Below are 22,703 nucleotides of genomic sequence, written 5' to 3'. Positions count from 1 at the left end.
TGCGCTCCGACTAAAAATTCTCAAGGAAACACCCCATGACCGACACCCTCGACAACGATGAAGAAGAATTCGCTGAATCGACCCTGGTTCAGGCAATCGAAAACCAGATTGAAAGCGACAACCCACCTGCCGCCAAAGCGACGTTCAACAAGCTGACGCTGGTTGGCTATGAGCGTGAAGAAATCCTGCAGTTGATGGCCCATGTTCTGGCTATCGAGATTGACGCACTGCTGGAAGAAGATCGTCCATTCAACACCGAATGGTACGAAACAGCCTTGCGTGCTCTGCCTGAGTTGCCGCCAGAGGCATGAGCTGACGTGCTCACCGGCCAACTGACGGCCGGTGGCGAAACCTCGGCAAATCATGCTCGGCAAAATCTCCAGACCAGGTCTACACTGCAAATGCCTCGCTGCCACTCGAACGACGGGGCTACCACGCCAAGCCGGCTTTAACGGTCATCCAGAACCGACAAGCGCAGCACACCCGTTGGTTCCAGAACTTCCGCCAGCCAGTAAGGCGTATTACTAGAAAAAGTCTGGAGCACCTATGTCGTATACCCCTGAGCTGGTTGCCGAACTGGAAATCCTTGCACTCTTCAACCTGGGCAATACCCTTGAAGGACTCAAAGTCCATCATGTAGCCGCCCCGACAGCTGTTGCTGCCGCACAAAGACTCTTCGAAAAAGGCCTGACAACTCAGGTCGATGGCGGATACCTGACCAGCCTGGGGCTGGAAGCCGCCGAACATGCCCAGTCGCTGCTGACTATTCTGAACGTTGCCAAACAAGCCGCTTGATCGCCTTGAGGGTCCGCATTCCAAAAAAGGTTTAGCGGACCCTTCATTTGTGGAAAACTGCGCCGATAAAAAATTGGCGCCAGACAATAAATGACCTGAAAGCCTCCCGCTCTCACGTCCTCCTGACCGCCGTCTAGCTCAGCATTTCAACGCTGCCTCTTTCGAGCCCGGCCGCCGGTTTGAGTTGTAATGACGCGTAACTCCGAAATCCGTCCTGACCTGGATGAAGGCATCGACCGTAAGGTGCTTTCCCAGCTACGCAACCGTTTCCTGACCCTCAACAGCGGGCGGCTTGCGCGTGCCATGGAGGGTCTGTCGACTCGCCAGCAAACCGTGTTGAATCTGCTGCCGCTGTTTTTTCACGTCAACCACCCACTGCTACCCGGCTATGTTTCCGGAAGTACGCCGGCGGGTGTATCTCAATACGAACCCAGCAGCCTGGCCTTGGCCGAGGCTCAACGCCTGACCCGCTCGTTTTCGTACAAGGCGCGGCTTGGCAATGCCCGAAATCCTGTTCACGGCCTGTTTTTGATGGGCAGTCTGGGCACTCTCGCGCAGGCCGAAGAAAGCGATATGGACGTCTGGGTCTGCCACGACTCTGAACTCAGCGCCGATGAAATCGCCGAGCTGCACAAGAAATGCCTGGCACTGGAAGCCTGGGCAGACAGCCAGGGCGCTGAAGCGCACTTTTTCCTGATCGACCCGAAACGTTTCGTGGCAGGCGAGCGCGATACACAGCTCAGCTCAGACAATTGCGGCACGACTCAACACTACCTGCTGCTGGATGAGTTCTATCGCACCGCCATCTGGCTTGCTGGCCGCACGCCCATGTGGTGGCTTGTACCGAGCTATGAAGAACAACGTTACGCCGACTACACCCACACCCTGCTTTCAAAACGCTTTATCCGCCAGGACGAAGTGCTTGATCTGGGACATATGGCGCTTATTCCGCCCGGAGAGTTTCTGGGCGCGGGCTTGTGGCAGCTGTTCAAGGGCATCGAGTCACCCTACAAGTCGGTACTCAAGCTGCTGTTGACCGAGGTGTATGCCAGTGAGCATCCGAAAGTTCGCTGCCTGAGCCTGCGCTTCAAGAAGGCGGTTTTTGCCAATCGGGTAGATCTGGATGAGCTGGATCCGTACATGGTCGTGTACCGGCGCATCGAAGAGTATCTGATCGCGCGTGGCGAGCTGGAGCGCCTGGAACTGGTACGGCGCAGCCTGTACCTGAAAGTGAACAAGAAGCTGACCGGCACATCGCGGCTGCGCAATACCAGTTGGCAGCGCCAGTTGCTGGAGCGCCTGACGCGGGAGTGGGGTTGGGACGAACGTCAATTGCTGCTGCTCGACAGCCGCAGCCAGTGGAAGGTGCGCCAGGTGGCTCATGAGCGCCGGGTACTGGTCAACGAACTCAACTACAGCTATCGCTTTCTGACTCAACTCGCTCGCCAACAAAACGTGGCAAGCTCGGCCGATGCACGCGACCTTAATGTGCTGGGCCGCAGGCTGTACGCAGCGTTTGAACGAAAGGCGGGCAAGGTCGAGTTCATCAACCCTGGCATCGCGCCCGATCTGGCCGAAGACACTTTGACCCTGGTGCAGTCGCCCAACAAGCGCGAGCCGGGTAAAGTCCAGTGGGCTCTGTATAACGGCAATCTGGGCGCGCATGACTGGATAAATTTTTCGCCGATCAAACGCAGCCGCGAGTTGCTTGAACTGCTGACCTGGTGTCACCGCAACAACGTTATCGACAGCTCCACACGGCTTGCGCTGCACCCCGGCAGCAGCGATCTGAGCGAGTTCGAGTTGTTCAATCTGATCGGCGCGCTGCAACAGCAGATCCCGTTGCCGCTGGAAATGGTCAGCGAAGAACGCCTGCTGAGCCCCGCAGTGCCAAGCGAGATTCTGTTGCTGGTCAACGTGGGGGTCGATCCGCTCGGGCATCATCGAGACCTGAACATCCTGATGACCACCGAGCGAACTGACTCGCTGAGCTACGCCGGTGTCAGAGAGAATCTCGTACTGACTCTGGATCAGATCACGCTCAATAGCTGGAACGAGATTCTTGTCAGTCGTTATGACGGTGTCCACGCACTGCTCGACTGCCTGAGCGAGTTACTCAGTAATCTGCCTGAAGGCGCAGCGCAGCCTGCGGTTCGCGTGCGCTGCTTCTGCCACAACCGCGCCCACGCCATCGCTCAGCGGGTTGAAGAACTGGTTTCGACCGCGCAATTGCTGCATGCCGCAGGTTTGAATCATCGCTATCTGATCCAGGTTCAACAGCAGTATCACGTACTGGAAATGGTCCCGGCCCAGCCGGTGACCCATGTCGTGATCAACAGCCTTTCAGGCTTATTCGAATATCTGGGTGAAGAGCTAGCGCGGTATAGCCCGCTGCATTTGGACCCCCACGCGCTGAGCGATCACGATTTAGCGCTGATCCTGCCCCATGGACAGCCCGAATGCATTCAAGTGTTTTACAGGGTCAACGAAAACGAGGCCGAACTCTATGCCCTTGATGAGCACAATGCGCTCTGGCATCAGCGTCTGCCTTATCACGACGAGTTGAGCCTGTTGCAGCCCTTGCAGCGCTTCTTCAATGCGCTGGCTTATCGACGCAACGCGGTGCTGCCTATGAACAACGCTACCGCGTCCGATTCCCTTGAAACGCTGTATTACCAGATCCTGCCATCTGGAGCGGGACGAGCCCGACGCATCGAGCCACGCAGCACGCCAACGGCTGCGAGCAAGCCGTTTTACGACGTGCAGGCGATTGTCGAAGAAGCATCCCCTGGACAGGTCAGCGTGACGCTGTACTGCAATAACAGCGAATTCTCCGAACTGGAACATGGTGACCAGTTGTTCAGCGTCGTAGCCAGACAGATCCTTGAGCGACGCACCGAACCCGAACGCTACCGCTGCTACATCACCGACCTGGACCTTTCAGGGCTGCTGGACGATGCTCGCGGGCAGACGATCCTTTACCTGCGCTACAAGGCACAACTGGAGAAGGCGCTCAACGACGCCATGGAACAGGCTTGAGCCAGAAACAACAAACCCCGGCATGCCGGGGTTTGTTAGGGCGATACGAAACCTGTGCATGAGCTTGAGGTTGCTACCCAACTGTGGGAGCAGGGCTTGCCCGCGATTCAGGCGCCGCAGTATGCCTGTTTAACCGCGTTGTTCTTATCGCGGGCAAGCCCGGCTCCCACACAGCCTTTATGCGTTGTTCGATGAAACCGGCTCGGCCTCCGGAACAGCTTCTTTGCTGCGCCAGTGCGGCAGGGAGTTCCAGTAGCGCTCGCCTTTGGCATCGTCGTACATGCCTTCCCAACGCGAGATGACCAACACGGCCAAGGCGTTGCCAATCACGTTCAGCGCGGTTCGCGCCATGTCCATGATCCGGTCTACACCTGCAATGAACGCCAAACCTTCGAGTGGAATCCCCACGCTACCCAGCGTCGCCAGCAACACGACGAAGGAAACACCCGGTACGCCTGCGATCCCTTTGGAGGTCACCATCAGTGTCAGAACCAGCATCAACTGTTGGCCGATGGACAGATCAATGCCGTACAGCTGGGCAATGAACATGGCGGCGATGCTTTGGTACAGGGTCGAGCCGTCGAGGTTGAAGGAGTAACCGGTCGGTACCACGAAGCTGCAGATAGACTTCGGTGCGCCATAGGCTTCCATCTTTCTGATCACGTTCGGCAGGGCGGTTTCGGAGCTGGCAGTGGAGTAGGCCAGGATCAGCTCATCCTTGAAGATGCGCATCAGCTTGATCACCGAGAAGCCGAACAAACGAGCAATCAGACCAAGTACCACGAATGCAAAGAATGCGATGGCCACGTAAACCAGGATCACCAGCTTCGCCAATGGCAGCAGCGAGGCAAAACCGAATTTAGCGACGGTCACGGCGATCAGCGCAAATACACCGATAGGCGCATAGTTCATGATCATATGGGTGACCTTGAACATGGTTTCCGAGACGCCCTGGAATACCTTCAGCACCGGCTCGCGCACTTCTGCGTCGAGACTCGCCAGACCGAGGCCGAAGATCACCGAAAAGAAGATGATCGGCAACATATCGCCGCGGGCAAGGGCCGCGAAAATATTGGAAGGGATCAGGTTAAGGAGCGTGGCGATGAAAGCATGGTCATGCTGCACTTCGGCAGTAGTCGCCATGTATTTCGAGATGTCGTCAGTACCCAGCGTGCTCATATCGATACCGGTGCCGGGATGGAAAACATTGGCCAGCAACAGCCCGACCACAATCGCGATGGTCGTGACGACTTCGAAGTAGAGGATGGTCTTGAGGCCAATACGTCCCAGTTTCTTGGCATCACCAACACCTGCGATCCCCACGACCAGCGAGGCAACCACAATCGGTACGACGATCATTTTGATCAGGCGGATAAAGATATCGCCCGCGGGCTGAAGGATATTACTGATCCACCACGCCTTCTCTGCGCTGAAGTGGTTAAGTAGTGCGCCCAGCGCAATCCCGAGTGTCAGACCGATAAGGATCTGCCACGCGAGGCTCAGCTTTGCCTTCTTCATGTCGTTACCTTTTTTCAAGTGGCTCGCACTTCTCTAAGCACACATGCACAACGTTGCTGATCCACAGCAGCGGCGAGGCATCGGTTACCGGTTAGAGCAGTCCCGAGTAGATGCAGCAAGCGAGCATCCGGCTCTGTAGCTGACGAAAAAAGGCGCAACTATTCCCACGCATCAGCGCAACGTCTAATGCCGTAAACGACTACCCCATACCGAATCGGCATAATGTTTGCGACGAAAAACATATCTGAAAACGACCTTCCAGTACCGCGAATCGGCTCAAAGGTGGCTAATTCGCCCTCTAGAGGCCATTCAGGAGAATCAGGCAGGTGTATCAGAAGGGATATGGCGAGAGAAAGAAGGGCAAAGTTCTTACATGAAATGTCGGATGTGCGGCGGCGTGAGGCGAGGTGGAACGATAAAACGCAACGCAAGACAGCCGATCGTTTCCCGAGATTCGAGATCACAATCATGGACTTGCGTCGCGGTTCTTCCTGACCCGGCCCTCATCGGGAGTACTCCCTGTACTCCTAGGTCACTTCGATCCGAACGATCAAAGCATCCCGGCCCCCTGGTCATGCGCAATTCTTTTCAAACCGCGCATCTAAAGAGCATCCCGAACATGGACGCTCTCTGTTCTTGAATACCGTGATCAATACCAGTTGGGATCCTTGCGCAGCTGCTCCTGGAGCATGTCCTGCATACCCTTGTCGGGTTCACCCAAGTACCGATAAGTTGCGTGACGTGTCGGCGACTTGTCCGAAGGCAGGCCAGCCGGCACATCTACCAGCAACGCATAAGCTTTGTCCTTGTCGAGGCGAAAGGCCACGAGAAGGCGCTGGCTCTTGCAGGTCTCAGCCGTTTTGCACAGAGGACCTACAAGGTAGTTATCGCCATCTTCAGGCACAGCGGTCATCTGCTGCTCGCTGGCGCCGGACAGATTGATTACCCAATCGGGCAAACGCTCTTCCTTCTTGATCACTGAGGTCCAAGTGGATCGGTACTCGGGGTCAGATCCCAGTAGCTGATTGACCCGAGACTGTCCGTCATTGGCAGCCATCGCCGTCGCACAACCGCCCATTAACAGGGCGGCAGCGATTGAGTGCAGAGACGTGCGCATATTCAGCCTCGGCCGCGACGGCCAAAGAAGAAAGAGACCACGAACATAACCAGGAATACGACGAAGAGGATCTTCGCGATACCGGTTGCGGTGCCTGCGATACCACCGAAGCCAAGTACTGCGGCGACAATGGCAATAATCAGAAACGTGATTGCCCAACTCAACATGATGACTCTCCTTAGCTGCTTTTAATGGATGCTGCGTTTACTACGCGGGTCAAAAAACCCAGGTTTGCTGGCGCTGCACTTCACTTACAGGCGCTTTGCGATCAACGGGTGTGAGGCTAAGCGCAGTATCCCGAGCCATCGACGCACTGGCGTTGGTGTAGGACTGGCTGTAAGTGAACGGCTGCTTGATCTGCGCGGCTTCGCGGGAATTGTCCCAGTGCTGAAACTGCTGAATTGCAATCAGAGTGACCATCAGCGCCAGGCTGGCGAACAAGCCTTGCTGAATGTGCAAGGGCGAAATACGCAATTGAGTAAGACGCTGGCGGTTCATCTGAGTGCTCCTGACGCCACGTTGGGCTGTCAAACTTGATCTTGTTGCCGATGTTTCACGGCTTCTATAAACAAGATATTGCAGCCTGCGTGCCAGCTTTCAACCGAGATAAATAACCATATAAATCAATAACTTATAAGTACTCCAGAAATTCTTCTGCGAGCATCCTGCACGATCAGCCCTGGTGGGTCGTGCAGGATGCACGAACGTCCCGATGTACGTTGATTAGCCTGTTGTCCGCGCCATCACCTTCAACGCATCTGCGTTGACGCCTTTCACGCCGCGAATATTTCGCGCGATCTCGACAGCGAGTTCTTTTTCCGCATAGTTCGCGACGATGCCGTTAAGGCTGACCAGACCACTCTTGGTGTCGACCTTGATGTTCAGGCCATCCAGATTGCGGCTGTAGATCAGACTGGATTTGACCTTGCTGGTAATCCATACATCACTGATGTCTTCAGCCGGGCTGGGGGCCTGCGGGTCAACCCGCGAAGCAATGGAGTCTGCGGCACTGATGCTGATCAGGTTATTAACGGTAATCACGCCATCAGTATTGGTCGCCAGGCTACCCGCCACCTCCTTGGCTTCCGGGCTCTGCGCTCGGCCTTTGAGCGTCACGACACCCTCTTTGGCATCTACATCAATGTTGAGAGCTTCTGTGACGCTGCTCCACAGCAGCTTGGACTTCACGGTCGCGGTCAGCGTGGAGTCTTCAAAACGCTGCGCCATATTGGCCTTGGTACCAGGCTCGGCGGCAACATTTGGGTCGATCTGCAGTTGATTGTCGACTTTGTCGATGCCCTTGGTATCCAACGCGATGCGTTCGGCCAGTTCACGATCAACCTGGTTTTCAACCTTGCCTTTCAAGACAGCCGTTCCCTGCTCGACGCTGACGTCGATCTTGAACGGGCTCAAATGCTTGTTCAAAGCAAACGCGGTCCAGATCGAACCTTCCTGACGCGCTTCGGCAAGCTGGCTAGGCAAATCGCCCTGAGCAGCACTGGCCATCAAAGGGTTCAGGCCCAGCACAGTGATTGTGGCTGTGGCCAGAGCGAGCTTTTTCAGCGGGTGCATGGCACTTCTCCGTCTTTATAGCTGTGGAAAATTTTCGAGCAACTCTGCAGGAACTGACTTCGTCCGGGAGGGCATTGTTCCTGAGGAAAAGTTTCCAACGATTGCGCTATGCCTCTCGGGGCTGCCGTCAGCACGCCGTAGGCATAAGAAAAACTGTGGGAACTAGCTTCACTCCCTACACGCAATACACGGACCATGAACGAAGCGCTTATTGAAATAATTTCCTATTAATATCAATTAGTTGCGTCTAATTCGGTCAGATAGCTACCATCCAGCCCGCATAATCAATCAGAATCAACCATGCAACTTGCCCGATTATTCCGACACTAACGCAAGACTATTCATTAAGGAGCGTAGGAAAAATGGAAGCAGCCACTGAGAATCAGGGCCGTATTCTGCTTGTGGATGACGAATCCGCGATCCTTCGCACGTTCCGTTATTGCCTGGAAGATGAGGGCTACAGTGTCGCCACCGCCAACAGCGCATCCCAAGCGGAAACGTTGCTGCAGCGCCAGGTCTTCGACCTGTGCTTTCTGGACCTGCGGCTAGGCGAAGACAACGGGCTCGATGTATTGGCCCAGATGCGCGTCCAAGCACCCTGGATGCGAGTGGTGATTGTCACTGCTCACTCAGCGGTAGACACAGCGGTTGATGCTATTCAGGCCGGTGCGGCGGACTATCTGGTCAAGCCATGCAGCCCCGACCAATTGCGTCTGGCCACCGCCAAACAACTGGAAGTACGCCAGTTGTCAGCGCGACTGGAAGCGCTGGAAGGCGAGATACGCAAACCCAAGGATGGCCTGGACTCCCATAGCCCTTCGATGATGGCTATCCTGGAAACTGCCCGCCAGGTAGCAACCACGGATGCCAACATCCTTATCCTTGGCGAGTCAGGTACCGGTAAGGGTGAACTCGCCCGCGCCATCCATGGCTGGAGCAAACGCAACAAGAAGTCCTGCGTGACCATCAACTGTCCGTCGCTGACGGCTGAGCTGATGGAAAGTGAGCTGTTTGGCCACAGCCGTGGCGCGTTTACCGGCGCGAGCGAGAGCACCTTGGGTCGCGTCAACCAAGCTGACGGTGGCACGTTGTTTCTTGACGAGATCGGCGATTTTCCACTCACATTGCAGCCAAAATTGCTTCGCTTTATTCAGGACAAAGAATACGAGCGGGTCGGCGACCCCGTCACTCGCCGCGCCGATGTGCGCATTCTCGCGGCCACAAACCTGAATCTGGAAGACATGGTGCGCAACGGTCGTTTCCGTGAGGACCTGTTGTACCGCCTGAACGTCATAACCCTGCATTTGCCTGCCCTGCGCGAGCGTACAGAAGACATTCTGACCTTGGCGGATCGCTTCCTGGCGCGCTTCGTCAAGGATTACGCCCGCCCTGCACGGGGTTTCAGCGATGAGGCCAAAGCCGCGCTGCTGAACTACCGCTGGCCCGGCAACATTCGCGAGCTGCGTAACGTGATTGAACGCGCCAGTATCATCTGCCCACAGGAGCGAGTCGAAATCTCTCATCTGGGCATGGCCGAACAACCCACCAGCAATGCTCCGCGAGTCGGTGCCGCGCTGAGCCTGGATGAGCTGGAAAAAGCTCACATCGGTGCAGTCCTGGCGACCAGCGACACCCTTGACCAGGCGGCCAAAACACTCGGAATCGATGCTTCGACACTGTATCGAAAACGCAAGCAGTACAACCTATGACTAACCCGGCATGAAACTGGCCATGAAGTTGCGCACAAGGTTGTTCTTCAGCATTTCGGCCCTGATAACCGTGGCGTTATTGGGGCTGGTGCTTGGGCTGGTCAGCGTCATGCAGATGGCGAACTCGCAGGAGTCGTTGATCCACCAGAATTTCGTGACCCTGGATACCGGGCTGAAGCTTCGGCAAAACCTCGGCGACCAATTGGTCATGATGCTCAATGAAACGCCTGAACCGGAGCGCTTCAGCAAGCTTCAGGACCAATTCCGGGTCCTGCTGGAGCAAGGCGTTGAGCACGACGAACTTAACAACGTCGACAACGGGTTCCACGAGGCCCGGGAGGACTACCAGAAATTTATCGATGCTTACGAAGAGTCCCGTCAGTCGGCACGCTCGATGCGCGATAACTCTGAATTGACTGAAGCCTTCAACAACCTGCGCAACAACCTGCTGATTGCACACCGCCAATCACTGGAAAACATCAGTCAGGTGGAAGTGCACTCACGCGAAAGGGCGTTATGGGTTGCCGGCTTACTCGGGCTGGTAGGCATTGCCGTGCTCTGCATCGGCTTCATTACCGCCCACGGTATCGCTCGCCGTTTCGGTGCGCCTATCGAAGCCTTGGCCAAAGCCGCAGACAACATCGGCAAAGGCAACTTTGAAGTGACCTTGCCAATTGCCTCGGGCGCCGAAATGAACTTGCTGACCCGACGCTTCGGGATCATGGCGGAAGCGTTGCGGCAGCATCAGGTGACCAATGTCGACGAACTGCTGGCCGGCCAACAGCGTTTGCAGGCTGTACTGGACAGTATCGACGACGGCCTGCTGATGATCGACCGCCAAGGTCGTCTGGAACACCTCAATCCGGTTGCCCAGCGTCAGTTGGGATGGGAAGAGCCCAAGCTGGGCCAGGGGCTTGGCAGCGCCCTGCAGCGCCCCGAGCTGGATGAACAGCTTTACTTGACGCTGCGCGGTGGATCGCTTGAGCGCGCGCCGGAAGACCTCGAAATAGAGGTCGATGGTGAGTCGCGCTTGCTCACCTACAGCCTGACTCCTGTCAGCCATACCAAGGGGCACATTCTCGGTGCGGTGATGGTTCTGCACGATGTGACCGAGCAGCGAGCGTTCGAGCGAGTGCGCAGCGAGTTTGTCTTGCGCGCGTCTCATGAGCTGCGCACGCCAGTCACGGGCATGCACATGGCGTTTGGGCTGTTCCGCGAGCGGGCCAAATACCCTGCGGACTCGCGCGAGGCGGACCTGCTGGATACGGTCAACGAAGAAATGCAGCGTTTGATGCAACTGATCAATGACCTGCTGAATTTTTCTCGTTACCAGAATGGGCTACAGAAGCTGACCCTGGCGCCCGTGTCCATCGAAGAAATGCTGGAGCAGGCGCGACAGCGTTTCGATGATAAGGCTCACGAACAGAACGTTGTCTTGTCCATCGAGACCCAAGACCCACTGCCCCGTCTGCATGCGGACCGGGCTCAGCTCGAACGGGTACTGGATAACCTGATGGACAACGCCCTGCGCCACACCCCGGAAAACGGCCTGATTCGCCTGCAGGCACGGCGTCATGGCGAGCGGGTGATCATCAGCATAGAAGACAACGGTGAAGGCATCGCCTACGGTCAGCAGGGGCGAATATTCGAGCCCTTCGTCCAGGTCGGCCGTAAGAAAGGCGGCGCCGGGTTAGGTCTGGCGCTGTGCAAAGAGATCGTGCAACTGCACGGCGGGCGAATGGGCGTCTATTCGAGGCCGGGGCAGGGCACCCAGTTTTATATGGCGTTGCCGCTGTAGGTTTAACCTTCACCGTTACGCCACATCCTCGGCCCGCCGCCCTTGGCTACGGCGCCCGCCGGTGACCAGTTCGCTGAATTTATGAGCGCTCAGCGGCCTGGCGAACAGCCAGCCCTGGCCGTATTTCACACCCTCACTCATCAACAGCCGAGCCTGAGACTCAAACTCGATGCCCTCGGCAATCACTCGCAATTGCAACGCATGAGCCATCCGGATGATATGCGGCGCCACCCCGCTACTGGCCGCGTCATGCCCCAGAGCATCGATAAAAGCCTTATCGATTTTCAGGCAATCCACAGGCAACGTTTGCAGATAAGCCAGGCTGCAATAGCCTGTGCCGAAATCATCGATCAGCACTTGGTGCCCCCTGTCGCGCAAGGCCTGCAAGTGATTGCGCGCAATCACAACGTCGATCAGCCCACGCTCGGTCACTTCAAAGGCAATCTGCCGGGCTGACACCTTGTGCACAGCCAGCAGCTTGGCTGTAACCCGTCCGATACGCGGCGCCATCACATCGCACGCCGCCAGATTCACGGAAATGTAGAGCTGCGGGTTGGCGCGCAGCAGCGGCCCCAACTGTTCAAGTAGCTGCTGCAAAACGAAATCCGTGATCTGCCGGATTTGACCGGTATTTTCTGCCAACGGAATAAACAGATCCGGGCTGGTCAGCGTGCCATCCGGCCTGCGCCAGCGAACCAGGGCTTCGGCCCCCACACACAGACGCGTCTGCAGATCAAAGATCGGCTGAAAGAGCACCTTCAATTCACCGCGCCTTAATGCTCCCTGCAACTCCCCACCCAATGATTGCTTCTGGCGCACCAGCTGTAACACCAGCCCGCCCATACACAAGGCAATCAGCAAACTTGCAGGAACCAGCAACCACCAGGCGCCGGTTACTTTCTCCTGAAGGCCAGCGCGTGGCGCAATCATCACGAGCTGATATTCGGGACTCTCGGTCGGCATGCGATAGATCAGTCGTGTGTCGGTGATCATCAGTTTTTGGGCGCTGGTCGACGACCAAGGGACGCTGGGTGGCCAGGACTGATCAGGCCCGAGCACCGTCACCGCTTTGGCACCGTGATTCAGCACAACCAACAAGCTGCCGCCACTGGGCAGGTCCACCACATCGGTCAAATGCCCTCGGGAGGTTGAAACCCGGAAGCCCCCGAGCCCAAGCACCAGTGCTGCAAGGTTGTCATCAGGCTGGGCGGAGGTATTGAGCCAATAATCGTAGGTGGGCCCGCGAATATCCGGCTCACGAGGCTGACCGAGATGACTGGGGCGCGAGCTGCTGGTGCAAACTGTGAGGTCGCCTACAAACGCAGCTTCATAAATGAATCGATAGCTGGAGGTCACCTGACGTAATCGGTCGACCATCTGCGGACCGCAGCGACGCAAAGGCTGCGCATCGAGCTGATCAAGCCCTGCGCGCAACTGACCAAACAGTTGCTCCATCCGCACCAGGAAACGCCCGCCCTGGGCACTCATCTGCTCACTTTCGTTCTGTCGCGCCTGATGCACAGCCAATGCGAAACTGCCCACCAGCAACACAGCCGCGCTTAGCAAGGCGGCGAGCAAAGCCATCAGCCAAGGACGAAAGAGGGTCATGCGAAAGGGTGTTGCCGCATCGCGCATCAGTTGATATCCGGAGGAAACCCTCTAGGTATAGCAACAAGCGCGCAAATAGCCCGTCTGATTGGGGCTGCGGCAACGATTTAGTGCAATTAGCGCTGGCGGTTGAGCACCTTCAGGATTGCCGCACTCTGCACATCGGGCTGTCCGTCAAAACGTGCGGGCCGATAATGCATCTGAAAGGCGGCCAACACATCTCGTGTCGCGACATCCAGCTCACCGGTCTGCGGTGTGGTGTAACCCACTCGAGCAAGCTGCTGCTGAAACCAGGCAATGTCCGGCACGCTATCGAGCATCAATGCCTGTTGCTCCGCCACCAGACGCTCGTCTGGCCAGACACCCAGGCCTTCCTGCGCCAGCCGTTTCCACGGGAACAGCGGCCCCGGATCAAGCTTGCGCGCCGGTGCAATATCGCTATGGCCGATGATGTGACGCGGGTCGATATGGTTACGCTTGACGATGTCCTTGAGCAGTACGATCAAGGCCTGAATCTGGCCTTCGGAGTATGGATACCAAAGCCTGCCTGTCGGTGTGTCGCGGTAGCCAGGATTGACGATTTCGATGCCGATAGACGCAGAGTTTAGCCAGGTACGCCCATCCCACTCACTTTCACCCGCGTGCCACGCTCGGGCGCTCTCATCGACGAGCTTGTAGATGGTCGGCGGCGTATCACCGATCAGGTAATGCGCGCTGACCTCGCCGTGGGTCAACAACTCAAGGGAGCGCTCTAGCGTCGCCGAGGTGTAATGCACCACGACAAACTGCACGCGGTTGTCGTAATTCACCGAGGGATGACTGGTGTCGAGTCGTGGCCCGCTGGTGCAAGCGGTCAACGTAATGAGCAGCAGGGCAGATAAAAACAGCTTCATGAAAACCTGAACACTTAGGCAATAAAAGAACGGAGCATAACGCACTCCAGTGACAACGCTCACGACCAGGAGATCAACGTCAGCCCTGTTCAATACGGTTTCGGCCATTTTCCTTGGCACGGTACAAAGCCTGATCAGCGCGTTTGAGAGCCACATCACTGCGCTCGCCAGGACGTAACGCGGTCACGCCGGTAGACACAGTGATCGTTACTGGCTCACTTTTGAAGTGGAAAGGACACTGCTCGACAGCGGCTCGCAACTGCTCAAGCAAAGCCAGGCCGGCTGTTACTTGAGTTGCCGGGAGCAGAATCACAAACTCTTCCCCCCCGAAGCGAGCAATGAAATCCGTGGAGCGCAGCTGTTTTTTCAGCACCTTGCCCACGATCTTGAGGACCCGATCACCGGCCAGGTGTCCATAACCATCGTTAATGCGCTTGAAGTGATCCAGATCCAGATCCAGAATGCAGACCAGCAGATTGGTTTTATTCTTTTGCCAGAGGGCCATTTCATGCCCAAGACGCTCTTCCCACGCCGCCCGATTGGGTAAGCCGGTCAGTGGATCGATCAAAGCCTTTTGTCGCTGCTCTTCAAGATTGGCCCTGAAGCCAAGCGCTTCCTGCTCCATGGTTGCGACTCGACTGGCGAGACTCTGCAGACGCGCCGCAACGTCCTGCTCACGCTCATCACGTGCTTTCTGGTGCTGATCCATGGTGCCCAGCAAGCCTTCCAGGCGGTCTTCCAGGACCTTCTTCAGGCTAGGTAAATCGGCCGCGTCCTGAACACTGTTTTGTAAGCCGTCTACTTGCAGGCGCAGCTCATTGTTCAGCTCACGCGAGGCAGTCTGCTGACCGACATAATCCTCACTGGCAGCCTGAAGGTTGCTCTGGAAAGACTCCAGGCGCTCATTGAGTTGTTTTAGGTAAACCTCGAACTCATGCTGACCACTGTCAGTGATTGCCAACATCAAGACCGCAAGATCGTCGAGGATGGGCAGCAGTTCGTACCAGTTCAACCCATGTTCAAGACGCAAACGCATCGCCTCGGCTTGCGGGCGATGGTGCTCGGGCAGAGTCAGGTCATTCAGCAGACCCAACAGGGTGTCTTCGATATGCGCTGCCACCGAGCTGTAACTGGGCTCGGGTGAACTCGGCAACGCGTAAACCGCATCCTCATCACCAGGCTCTGACTCTTGCGCCACATCGTCTTCAACGACTGCGGCTGCAGGCGGCTCCGGCGCATATTCGTAAGGCACTGCGGGGGTTGGCGTGAGCAAGTCCTGAAGCGGAGCGACTTGATCCGCAGGAGCAGCGGCGGCCGCGGCAGGCGTTTGCGGCTCAGGAACAGGAACAGGAACAGGAACAGGAACAGGAACAGGAACAGGTTGCGCCGGCGCCGGCGCCTCCGCCACAGCAACGACCGTCGGTTCAATCAATGGGCTCGACACGCCTGGCTGCTGGACTTGCAGCGCAGAAGTCACTGGAGGCGGTGCTTCCTGAGGGACTGTCACCGCAACGACTGGTGGAACAGTGTCGGCTTCCGCTCGTTTCGCTGCGTCTACGGGCTCTTCCCAGTCATCGACCTCTATCGGAGTCGGCGCACGCTCGGCTCCCTGCTCTGCGTCAGCAGCCGGGGCCACAGTTGCGTCAGCCGCTTTGACAGCGGCATCGCTTGTTTCATGTCCGCCAAAAAGACGCTGCAACAAACCCGGACGATGCGGCTCCTCTGGACGCTCTATTACGGTCAGGGCCTGGCCCTGCAGGCCGCTTAACTCCCCCAGCAATAGAGGCAGCTCCCGCGCCTGGGAGGCACGCTCTTCCAGATCCTTGGCGAAACGTTTGAGGGGTTTGCGTACGTCCTTGGGCAGTTGCAGAGACTGCAGCTGCGTGACCAGCGACACCAATGCGCTACTCACCTGAGCAGCACGCTCTTCGCGGCGCTGCTCCGAATCCAGTACCGCTTTTTCCAGCTTTGGAATCAAAGCGGCAAGGCCTGCGTCCATGTCGTCCTTACGGACGATTTCGCGCATTTCCTTCATGCACTGGTCGACAGCCCTATCCGAGCCCTCGGCCGCCAGACTGCTGCGCACCAGACCGCGGCGTAACAGGTCGAGACGGGCATTCCAGCGTTTTTCGAGTTTGTCCTGTTGTTCGATGCCTTTGAGGTACTTCTCTCGCCAGCGTTCTGCTTCGTCGCTCATTCAGGGGATCCGCGATGACTGATAACGGGCAGCGAGTCGCCACTCAATGAAGCAGGCAGGCGGATCTCTACTGCAACGGGTAAATGATCAGAGATTGGCTGAGCCAGTACCTGAACCCGTTCCAGAGTGAGTGTAGGACTGAGCAGAATATGATCAAGGCAGCGCTGTGGCCGCCAACTCGGAAATGTCGCTTCAACTTGTGGCGCCAGCAGCCCCAAGTCACGTAACGGCGAGTTTTCAAGCAGGTCGAGCGCATGAGTGTTCATGTCGCCCATCAATACCTGATGACGAAAACCACCGATCAACTCCCGGATATACGCCAGTTGGCGTGTACGGGTGCGAGCCCCCAGGGCAAGGTGCATCATCACAACGACCAGCGCATCTTCACCTTCACCGAAGCGAAGCAGAATCGCACCGCGCCCGGCAGGTCCCGGCAGCGGGTGATCCTCGATGGCCCACGGGCGCAAACGACTGAGCACACCATTGCTGTGCTGACCGAAACGACCAAGGTTGCGATTGAGCTGCTGATACCAGTAAGGGAAGGCGCCAAGCTGGGCCAGGTGTTCGACTTGATTGACGTAGCCAGAGCGCAGACTGCCGCCATCGGCTTCCTGCAGGGCGACCAGATCAAAGTCGCCCAGCAAGTCACCTATCTTCTGTAGATTGCTGGCCCGCCCCACGTGTGGCAGCAAATGCTGCCAGCTGCGCGTGACGTAATGCCCATAGCGACCGGTGCTGATACCGACCTGGATGTTGAAGCTGAGCAAGCGAAGCCGGCCATCAGCCGGCAGACCACTGGCTTGCAGGTGATCTTCGTTGACCCGCGGATCATGCAGGCCAACGCTTCGTGCTTCTTTCCTGCGCCGCATGGCAGGCGCTGCTTACTTGGCCGCTCGCTCTTTGGCGATGAGCTGATCGGCTACTTGCAGAGTCTGCTCAGGACCACCAGCAGAACCCAGATCGAAGCGGTACTTGCCGTTGACGATCATGGTCGGTACACCCGTGATTTCATACTTCTTGGCCAGTTCTTTGTACTGGGCGATCTTGCCCTTCACAGCGAAAGAGTCGAAGGTTTTCAGGAACTCGTCCTTGTCGACACCTTGGGTAGCCACGAACTCGGCCATGTCATTTTTGTCGGTCAGACGCTTGCCGCCTTTTTGGATCGCGTCGAATACCGCAGCGTGAACCTTGTGCTCTACACCCATGGTGTCCAGCGTGATGAACAGTTGACCGTGTGCGTCCCATGGGCCGCCGAACATGGCAGGGATGCGGACGAAGTGAACGTCGGCTGGCAGCTTCTCAACCCATGGGTTGATGGTCGGCTCGAATGCGTAGCAGTGCGGGCAGCCGTACCAGAACATTTCCACGACTTCGATCTTGCCTGGCTCGGAAACAGGAACAGCGCTGCTCAGCACGGTGTACTGCTTACCGGCTTCGATAGGCTCGGCAGCTTGTGCCGTGATACCGAACAGACTGGCGGCAACCAGTGCGGCGCTGAGGATCAGATTACGCATGCTTTACTCCTGAGGCTGATTTGAGTCGCCTTGAAACGACCGGACTTCGACCGACCGACAAGGCGCGAGTTCGCTAGTGTAACGCTGGCAAGAGCAAAAAAGGGTGGCCGAAGCCACCCTTTTTGAGTTGAAAATCTGTTCGAGCCCAGCCTGCCCGCGAAGAACGGTAACGAGGTGTTTCAGTATCTGGGCAGTGGCGCTTCATGCGAGGCAATTCCGGCCCACGTAATCAATGATCCTGTGGGAGCCGGGCGGCTCCCACAGGATCAGCCATCAATGAAGCCCCTGGATGTACTGCGAAAGCGCTTCGATATCCTTGTTGCTCAACTTCGCAGCAATGGAGCGCATGACCATGGTGTCGCCGTCATTGGTGCGTTCACCTTCGCGGAAGGCCACAAGCTGCTTCTTGATGTAATCAGCATGCTGGCCGCCCAGATGCGGGAACCCTGCTTGTTCGTTGCCTACGCCATTGGGCGAATGACACCCGGTGCAAGCCGGCATGCCTTCACTCAAATTGCCGCCTCGGAATAGCGCTTCACCGCGAGCGACCAGATTTTCGTCAGCTGCACCAATAGTGCCTTTCTGGCTGGCGTAAAACGCGGCGATGTCGTTCAGGTCCTGTTCATTGAGACTGGCCAGCAAGCCGGTCATTTCCAGCACGACGCGTTTGCCGTCTTTGATTTCATGCAATTGCTTGAGTAGATAACGTTCGCCTTGACCTGCCAGTTTGGGGAAGTTTGGCGCCAGGCTGTTACCGTCAGGGCCATGACAAGCACCACAAACCACGGTTTTGGCCTGGCCAGCAGCCGCGTCGCCGACTACCTTTTCAGCCGCCTGAGCCGTACTGCAGACGGCCAAGCTCAACGGCAGGGTCAACAGCAGCCTCAAGAAAATTTTGTTCATCAGGTAATCCAAATCGGCTAAAGGTGAATAGTTATATAGAGGTGGACTCGCTCATCCAGACGGATGAAGGTTCACGAATCCCCGCTATTGCGGTCCCTGCACAATCCACGCGACGGCATCGCTTTGAACTCCTGAACACAGGCGGCTCCAAAGCCTTCATACTCAGCAACCCTTTCAGGTTAAAAGCGGACTGCGTTCTAATGCGCTTATAGTTCTCGCTTGGCTGATGTAGCTCCCGGTGACCGGGACAAAGCACACACAAAATCTGCGGTAATTATATACTGGCCTCACTGAAACGGAAACGACACCTCTTGCCGCACCCCTTGCTGGCACCGCTCTCACCGGAAATCACATGCAACTCAAGAATCCCATCCTCGGCTTGTGCCAACAGGCAACCTTCATGCTCAGCGCAGCCAAAGTCGACCAATGCCCGGACGACGAAGGCTTTGAAGTGGCCTTCGCAGGGCGTTCCAACGCGGGCAAGTCCAGCGCTCTGAACACGCTGACCCACGCCAGCCTGGCCCGTACATCGAAGACGCCAGGTCGTACTCAGCTGCTGAACTTCTTCAAACTGGACGATGAGCGGCGTCTGGTCGACCTGCCGGGTTACGGCTACGCCAAGGTGCCAATTCCGCTCAAGCAACACTGGCAGCGTCACCTTGAAGCTTATCTGGGCAGCCGGGAAAGCCTGAAAGGTCTGATTCTGATGATGGACATCCGTCACCCGATGACGGACTTCGACATCCTGATGCTGGACTGGTCGATCGCCAGCCACATGCCGATGCACATTCTGTTGACCAAAGCCGACAAGCTGACTTACGGCGCAGCCAAGAACACGCTGCTCAAGGTTCAGTCAGAAATCCGCAAGGGCTGGGGCGATGCCGTCACTATCCAGCTGTTCTCGGCACCCAAGCGTATGGGTCTGGAAGAGGCCTATACCGTGCTTGCAGGCTGGATGGAGCTGGAAGACAAGGCACCTGCCGAGTAAATCGCAGGCAAAAAAAACCCCGGACTTCATATGGGGGAGGGGAAGTTCGGGGTTCAAGTTCCAGACTTCCAGGGAGGGAAGCCGGATATCTGCCAACACTTAACACAACTAGGAGCATGACTGGCTTCGCAGCCAATCGAGTTCTCTGACTGGCTTTTCGAGGCGTAAGTTCCTGGCCGGAGGAAATTCTCCGAACGGTCCGTCTGGTACACCGCGTTATCGTTTATCGCGGGCAAGCCCGGCTCCCACAGGAAACCGCATGCTTGCCCGGGTTCAGCACCTTGATCAGTGCGCCTCGTCCCAGTTGTTGCCGACACCAACTTCCACCAATAGCGGAACATCCAGCTGTGCCGCGCCACTCATGTGCGGACGGATCTGCTCGCTGATCTGTTCAACCAGATCTTCACGAACCTCCAGCACCAGTTCATCGTGTACTTGCAGGATCACTCTGGCGTCTAGCCCGGACTCTTGCAGCCAGCCATTTACCGCCACCATGGCCTTCTTGATGATGTCTGCCGCCGTGCCCTGCATAGGCGCGTTGATCGCCATGCGCTCGGCGCCTTTGCGCAGAGCCTGGTTCTTGGCGTTGATGTCTGGCAAATACAGACGACGGCCAAAAATGGTCTCAACGAAACCCTGCTCAGCCGCCTGCGTACGGGTGCGCTCCATGTAATCGAGCACGCCGGGATAGCGAGCGAAATATCGATCTACATAGGCCTGGGACTGTTTGCGATCAACACCGATCTGCTTGGCCAGACCGAAAGCGCTCATGCCGTAAATCAGGCCGAAGTTGATCGCCTTGGCGCTGCGACGCATGTCAGTCGTTACCGCTTCGAGCTCGACGCCGAAAACTTCTGCGGCCGTTGCCCGGTGAACGTCCAGATCATTACGGAACGCGTGCAACAAGCCTTCATCCTTGGCCAGGTGAGCCATGATGCGCAGCTCAATCTGCGAGTAGTCCGCCGCCAACAGCTTGTAGCCCTTGGGCGCGACAAAAGCCTGACGAATACGACGCCCTTCTGCGGTACGGATCGGGATGTTCTGCAGGTTCGGGTCACTGGAAGAAAGGCGCCCGGTCACTGCCACCGCTTGATGATAGGACGTGTGAATACGCCCCGTACGCGGGTTGATCTGCTCCGGCAGGCGGTCGGTGTAAGTGCTCTTGAGCTTGCTCATCGAGCGGTACTTCATCAGGACCGTAGGCAGCGGGAAACCTTGCTCGGCCAGTTCAGCCAGCACCGCTTCAGCGGTGGAGGCCTGCCCCTTGGCGGTCTTGCTCAGGATCGGCATGCCGAGTTTTTCGTAGAGAATCACACCCAGTTGTTTGGGCGAGCCCAGATTGAACTCCTCCCCGGCAATCTCGAACGCCTCGCGCTCAAGAGCGACCATCTTGTCGCCCAGCTCGACGCTTTGAATGCCAAGCAGCTTGGCGTCTACCAACGCACCTTGCCGCTCGATGCCTGCCAGCACCGGCACCAATGGCATCTCGATATCGTTGAGTACCGGCAACAGGCTTGGAATGGCAGTGAGCTTCGCCTGAAGCGCTTCGTGCAGGCGTAACGTTACGTCCGCTTCCTGGGCAGCGTACTGCGCGGCCAACTCCAGTGAAATCTGGTCGAACGTCAGTTGCTTCACGCCCTTGCCAGCGATGTCCTGAATATTTCCGGCGGCATGGCCCAGGTATTTCAGCGCCAGGCTTTCGCGGTCATGACGGGTCGCGGTGGAATCCAGCACATAGGATTCCAGCATGGTGTCGTAGAGCAGCCCCTGAACCGCAATGCCCTGGCTCTGATCACCGTCGATGGCGCAGTTCGCGAGGATATTGATATCGAACTTGGCGTGCTGGCCGACTTTGATTTTGCTCGGGTCTTCCAGCAGCGGCTTGAGCTGCTTGAGGACATGGTCGCGGTCCAGCTGCTGCGGAACACCCATGTACGAGTGGGTCAGCGGAATGTAAGCAGCTTCGTGAGTCTGCACGGCAAATGACAAACCCACCAGTTGCGCACGCTGGGCGTCCAGGCCATTGCTCTGGGTCACGAATGCCACCAGCTTGGCGTCGTTGAGCTTCTTCAGCCAGACGTCGAGCTGGTCCTGCTCCAGGATGGTTTCGTAGCGGGACTCTGCCGGAGCCGGGGCTTCTTCGATAGCGATTTCCAGACCGACACGCTTGGCGTCACGGTGCAGTTCTTCGATCCAGCTTTTGAATTCCAGCTCGGCGTACAGCTCAAGCAGCGCTTCACGATCAGGCTCTGTGCAGTGCAGTTGATCCAGTTCGATATCCAGCGGCACGTCGATCTTGATCGTCGCCAGCTCATACGACAGGAATGCCATGGCGCGGTGCTCTTCGAGCTTGGCCGCCAGGTTCTTCGCGCCACGAATGGGCAGCGTCGCGACCATTTCGAGGTTTTCGTACAGCTCTTTCAGGCCACCACCGACGCCGACCAACAGGCCTACGGCGGTTTTTTCGCCCACTCCCGGCACGCCCGGAATGTTGTCGACCTTGTCGCCCATCAGCGCCAGGTAATCAATGATGTGCTCAGGACCGACGCCGAACTTCTCCTTCACACCTGCCACGTCCTGCACGCTACCGGTCATGGTGTTGACCAGCGTGATATGGCCGTCGACCAGCTGCGCCATGTCCTTGTCGCCGGTGGAAATGATTACCGGTCGGTCCGCCGCTGCACTGCTGCGCGCCAGTGTGCCAATCACGTCGTCAGCTTCGACCCCGTCAACGCACAGTAACGGGTAACCCAAACCTTTCACACAGGCGTGCAGCAGATCGATCTGCACGCGCAAATCGTCCGGCATGCTTGGCCGGTTAGCCTTGTATTCAGCGTACAGCTCGTCACGGAACGTACCGCCCTTGGCGTCGAACACCACAGCGAACGGGCTGTCCGGGTATTGCCGACGCAGGCTTTTGAGCATATTCAGCACGCCTTTCACGGCACCCGTGGGCAAACCCTTGGACGTGGCGAGCGGCGGCAGCGCATGAAAAGCGCGGTACAGGTAAGAAGAACCGTCCACCAGGACGAGGGGAGCTTGGCTCATGAGC

General features: G+C 57.2%; 18 protein-coding genes. 6 read left to right on the top strand and 12 right to left on the bottom strand.

Annotated features, from left to right (window positions below; translation table 11 throughout):
- Positions 1-35 precede the first annotated feature (35 nt).
- The 3 genes from ABRP31_RS28165 to ABRP31_RS28155 all read left to right on the top strand — a co-directional run bounded on the left by ABRP31_RS28165 (position 36) and on the right by ABRP31_RS28155 (position 3,834).
- Entirely contained in the window at positions 36-311 is a 276-nt protein-coding gene (locus ABRP31_RS28165; protein ID WP_027899428.1) for a hypothetical protein, read from the top strand.
- A 235-nt stretch (positions 312-546) separates the two neighbouring features.
- Positions 547-795 carry a TIGR02647 family protein gene (locus ABRP31_RS28160; RefSeq protein WP_087271499.1) on the top strand — a complete coding sequence of 83 codons (249 nt, stop codon included), beginning with the start codon at positions 547-549 and terminating at the stop codon, positions 793-795.
- A gap of 189 nt (positions 796-984) precedes the next feature.
- Complete coding sequence (locus tag ABRP31_RS28155) at positions 985-3,834, top strand: class I adenylate cyclase (protein WP_349971254.1); 2,850 nt, start codon at positions 985-987, stop codon at positions 3,832-3,834.
- Between the two features lie 177 nt (positions 3,835-4,011).
- Here ABRP31_RS28155 and gltP read toward each other — a convergent pair whose 3' ends face one another.
- The 5 genes from gltP to ABRP31_RS28130 all read right to left on the bottom strand — a co-directional run bounded on the left by gltP (position 4,012) and on the right by ABRP31_RS28130 (position 8,041).
- A complete protein-coding gene (gene gltP, locus ABRP31_RS28150) occupies positions 4,012-5,352 on the bottom strand; it encodes a glutamate/aspartate:proton symporter GltP (RefSeq protein WP_349971253.1) in 1,341 nt (446 codons plus the stop codon).
- A 649-nt stretch (positions 5,353-6,001) separates the two neighbouring features.
- Positions 6,002-6,469: an inhibitor of vertebrate lysozyme family protein gene (locus tag ABRP31_RS28145; protein ID WP_349971252.1), complete on the bottom strand. Its 468-nt coding sequence runs from the start codon at positions 6,467-6,469 to the stop codon at positions 6,002-6,004.
- A 2-nt stretch (positions 6,470-6,471) separates the two neighbouring features.
- On the bottom strand, positions 6,472-6,636 hold the full coding sequence (locus ABRP31_RS28140; RefSeq protein ID WP_002555679.1) for a DUF1328 domain-containing protein: 165 nt from the start codon (positions 6,634-6,636) through the stop codon (positions 6,472-6,474).
- Positions 6,637-6,685: 49 nt separating this feature from the next.
- Complete coding sequence (locus ABRP31_RS28135; RefSeq protein ID WP_087271487.1) at positions 6,686-6,967, bottom strand: hypothetical protein; 282 nt, start codon at positions 6,965-6,967, stop codon at positions 6,686-6,688.
- A gap of 225 nt (positions 6,968-7,192) precedes the next feature.
- On the bottom strand, positions 7,193-8,041 hold the full coding sequence (locus tag ABRP31_RS28130; protein ID WP_349971251.1) for a BON domain-containing protein: 849 nt from the start codon (positions 8,039-8,041) through the stop codon (positions 7,193-7,195).
- Between the two features lie 362 nt (positions 8,042-8,403).
- Between ABRP31_RS28130 and algB the strand changes: the two genes are divergently transcribed.
- Together algB and ABRP31_RS28120 are read left to right on the top strand one after the other, a co-directional pair.
- Positions 8,404-9,750 carry a sigma-54-dependent response regulator transcription factor AlgB gene (algB, locus tag ABRP31_RS28125; protein ID WP_087271481.1) on the top strand — a complete coding sequence of 449 codons (1,347 nt, stop codon included), beginning with the start codon at positions 8,404-8,406 and terminating at the stop codon, positions 9,748-9,750.
- 10 nt (positions 9,751-9,760) lie between these two features.
- Positions 9,761-11,548: a KinB sensor domain-containing domain gene (locus ABRP31_RS28120; RefSeq protein WP_349971250.1), complete on the top strand. Its 1,788-nt coding sequence runs from the start codon at positions 9,761-9,763 to the stop codon at positions 11,546-11,548.
- A gap of 15 nt (positions 11,549-11,563) precedes the next feature.
- Here ABRP31_RS28120 and ABRP31_RS28115 read toward each other — a convergent pair whose 3' ends face one another.
- The 6 genes from ABRP31_RS28115 to ABRP31_RS28090 all read right to left on the bottom strand — a co-directional run bounded on the left by ABRP31_RS28115 (position 11,564) and on the right by ABRP31_RS28090 (position 18,663).
- Positions 11,564-13,183, bottom strand: coding sequence for an EAL domain-containing protein (locus tag ABRP31_RS28115; RefSeq protein ID WP_087271476.1), 1,620 nt, complete (start codon positions 13,181-13,183; stop codon positions 11,564-11,566).
- An 89-nt stretch (positions 13,184-13,272) separates the two neighbouring features.
- Positions 13,273-14,049, bottom strand: coding sequence for an N-acetylmuramoyl-L-alanine amidase (locus tag ABRP31_RS28110; protein WP_349971249.1), 777 nt, complete (start codon positions 14,047-14,049; stop codon positions 13,273-13,275).
- Between the two features lie 79 nt (positions 14,050-14,128).
- A complete protein-coding gene (locus ABRP31_RS28105) occupies positions 14,129-16,246 on the bottom strand; it encodes a diguanylate cyclase (RefSeq protein ID WP_349971248.1) in 2,118 nt (705 codons plus the stop codon).
- Positions 16,243-17,115 (bottom strand): endonuclease/exonuclease/phosphatase family protein, encoded by an 873-nt coding sequence (locus ABRP31_RS28100; protein WP_087271470.1) that lies wholly within the window; start codon positions 17,113-17,115, stop codon positions 16,243-16,245. Before ABRP31_RS28100 ends, ABRP31_RS28105 begins: the two co-directional genes overlap by 4 nt.
- A 12-nt stretch (positions 17,116-17,127) precedes the next feature.
- Positions 17,128-17,760 (bottom strand): thiol:disulfide interchange protein DsbA/DsbL, encoded by a 633-nt coding sequence (locus ABRP31_RS28095; protein WP_087271467.1) that lies wholly within the window; start codon positions 17,758-17,760, stop codon positions 17,128-17,130.
- Positions 17,761-18,033: 273 nt separating this feature from the next.
- Positions 18,034-18,663: a c-type cytochrome gene (locus tag ABRP31_RS28090; protein ID WP_349971247.1), complete on the bottom strand. Its 630-nt coding sequence runs from the start codon at positions 18,661-18,663 to the stop codon at positions 18,034-18,036.
- A 352-nt stretch (positions 18,664-19,015) separates the two neighbouring features.
- On the opposite strand from ABRP31_RS28090, the gene yihA reads away from it, so the two are divergent.
- A complete protein-coding gene (yihA, locus tag ABRP31_RS28085; RefSeq protein WP_087271460.1) occupies positions 19,016-19,651 on the top strand; it encodes a ribosome biogenesis GTP-binding protein YihA/YsxC in 636 nt (211 codons plus the stop codon).
- Positions 19,652-19,936: 285 nt separating this feature from the next.
- Here the strand turns inward: yihA and polA are convergent, their stop codons facing one another.
- Positions 19,937-22,699, bottom strand: coding sequence for a DNA polymerase I (gene polA / locus ABRP31_RS28080; protein ID WP_349971246.1), 2,763 nt, complete (start codon positions 22,697-22,699; stop codon positions 19,937-19,939).
- Positions 22,700-22,703: the final 4 nt, after the last annotated feature.

The organism is Pseudomonas caspiana, assembly GCF_040224095.2.
In the GTDB taxonomy this organism is placed as follows: Bacteria; Pseudomonadota; Gammaproteobacteria; order Pseudomonadales; family Pseudomonadaceae; genus Aquipseudomonas; species Aquipseudomonas caspiana.
This window is presented reverse-complemented; position numbering and strand designations above follow the sequence as displayed.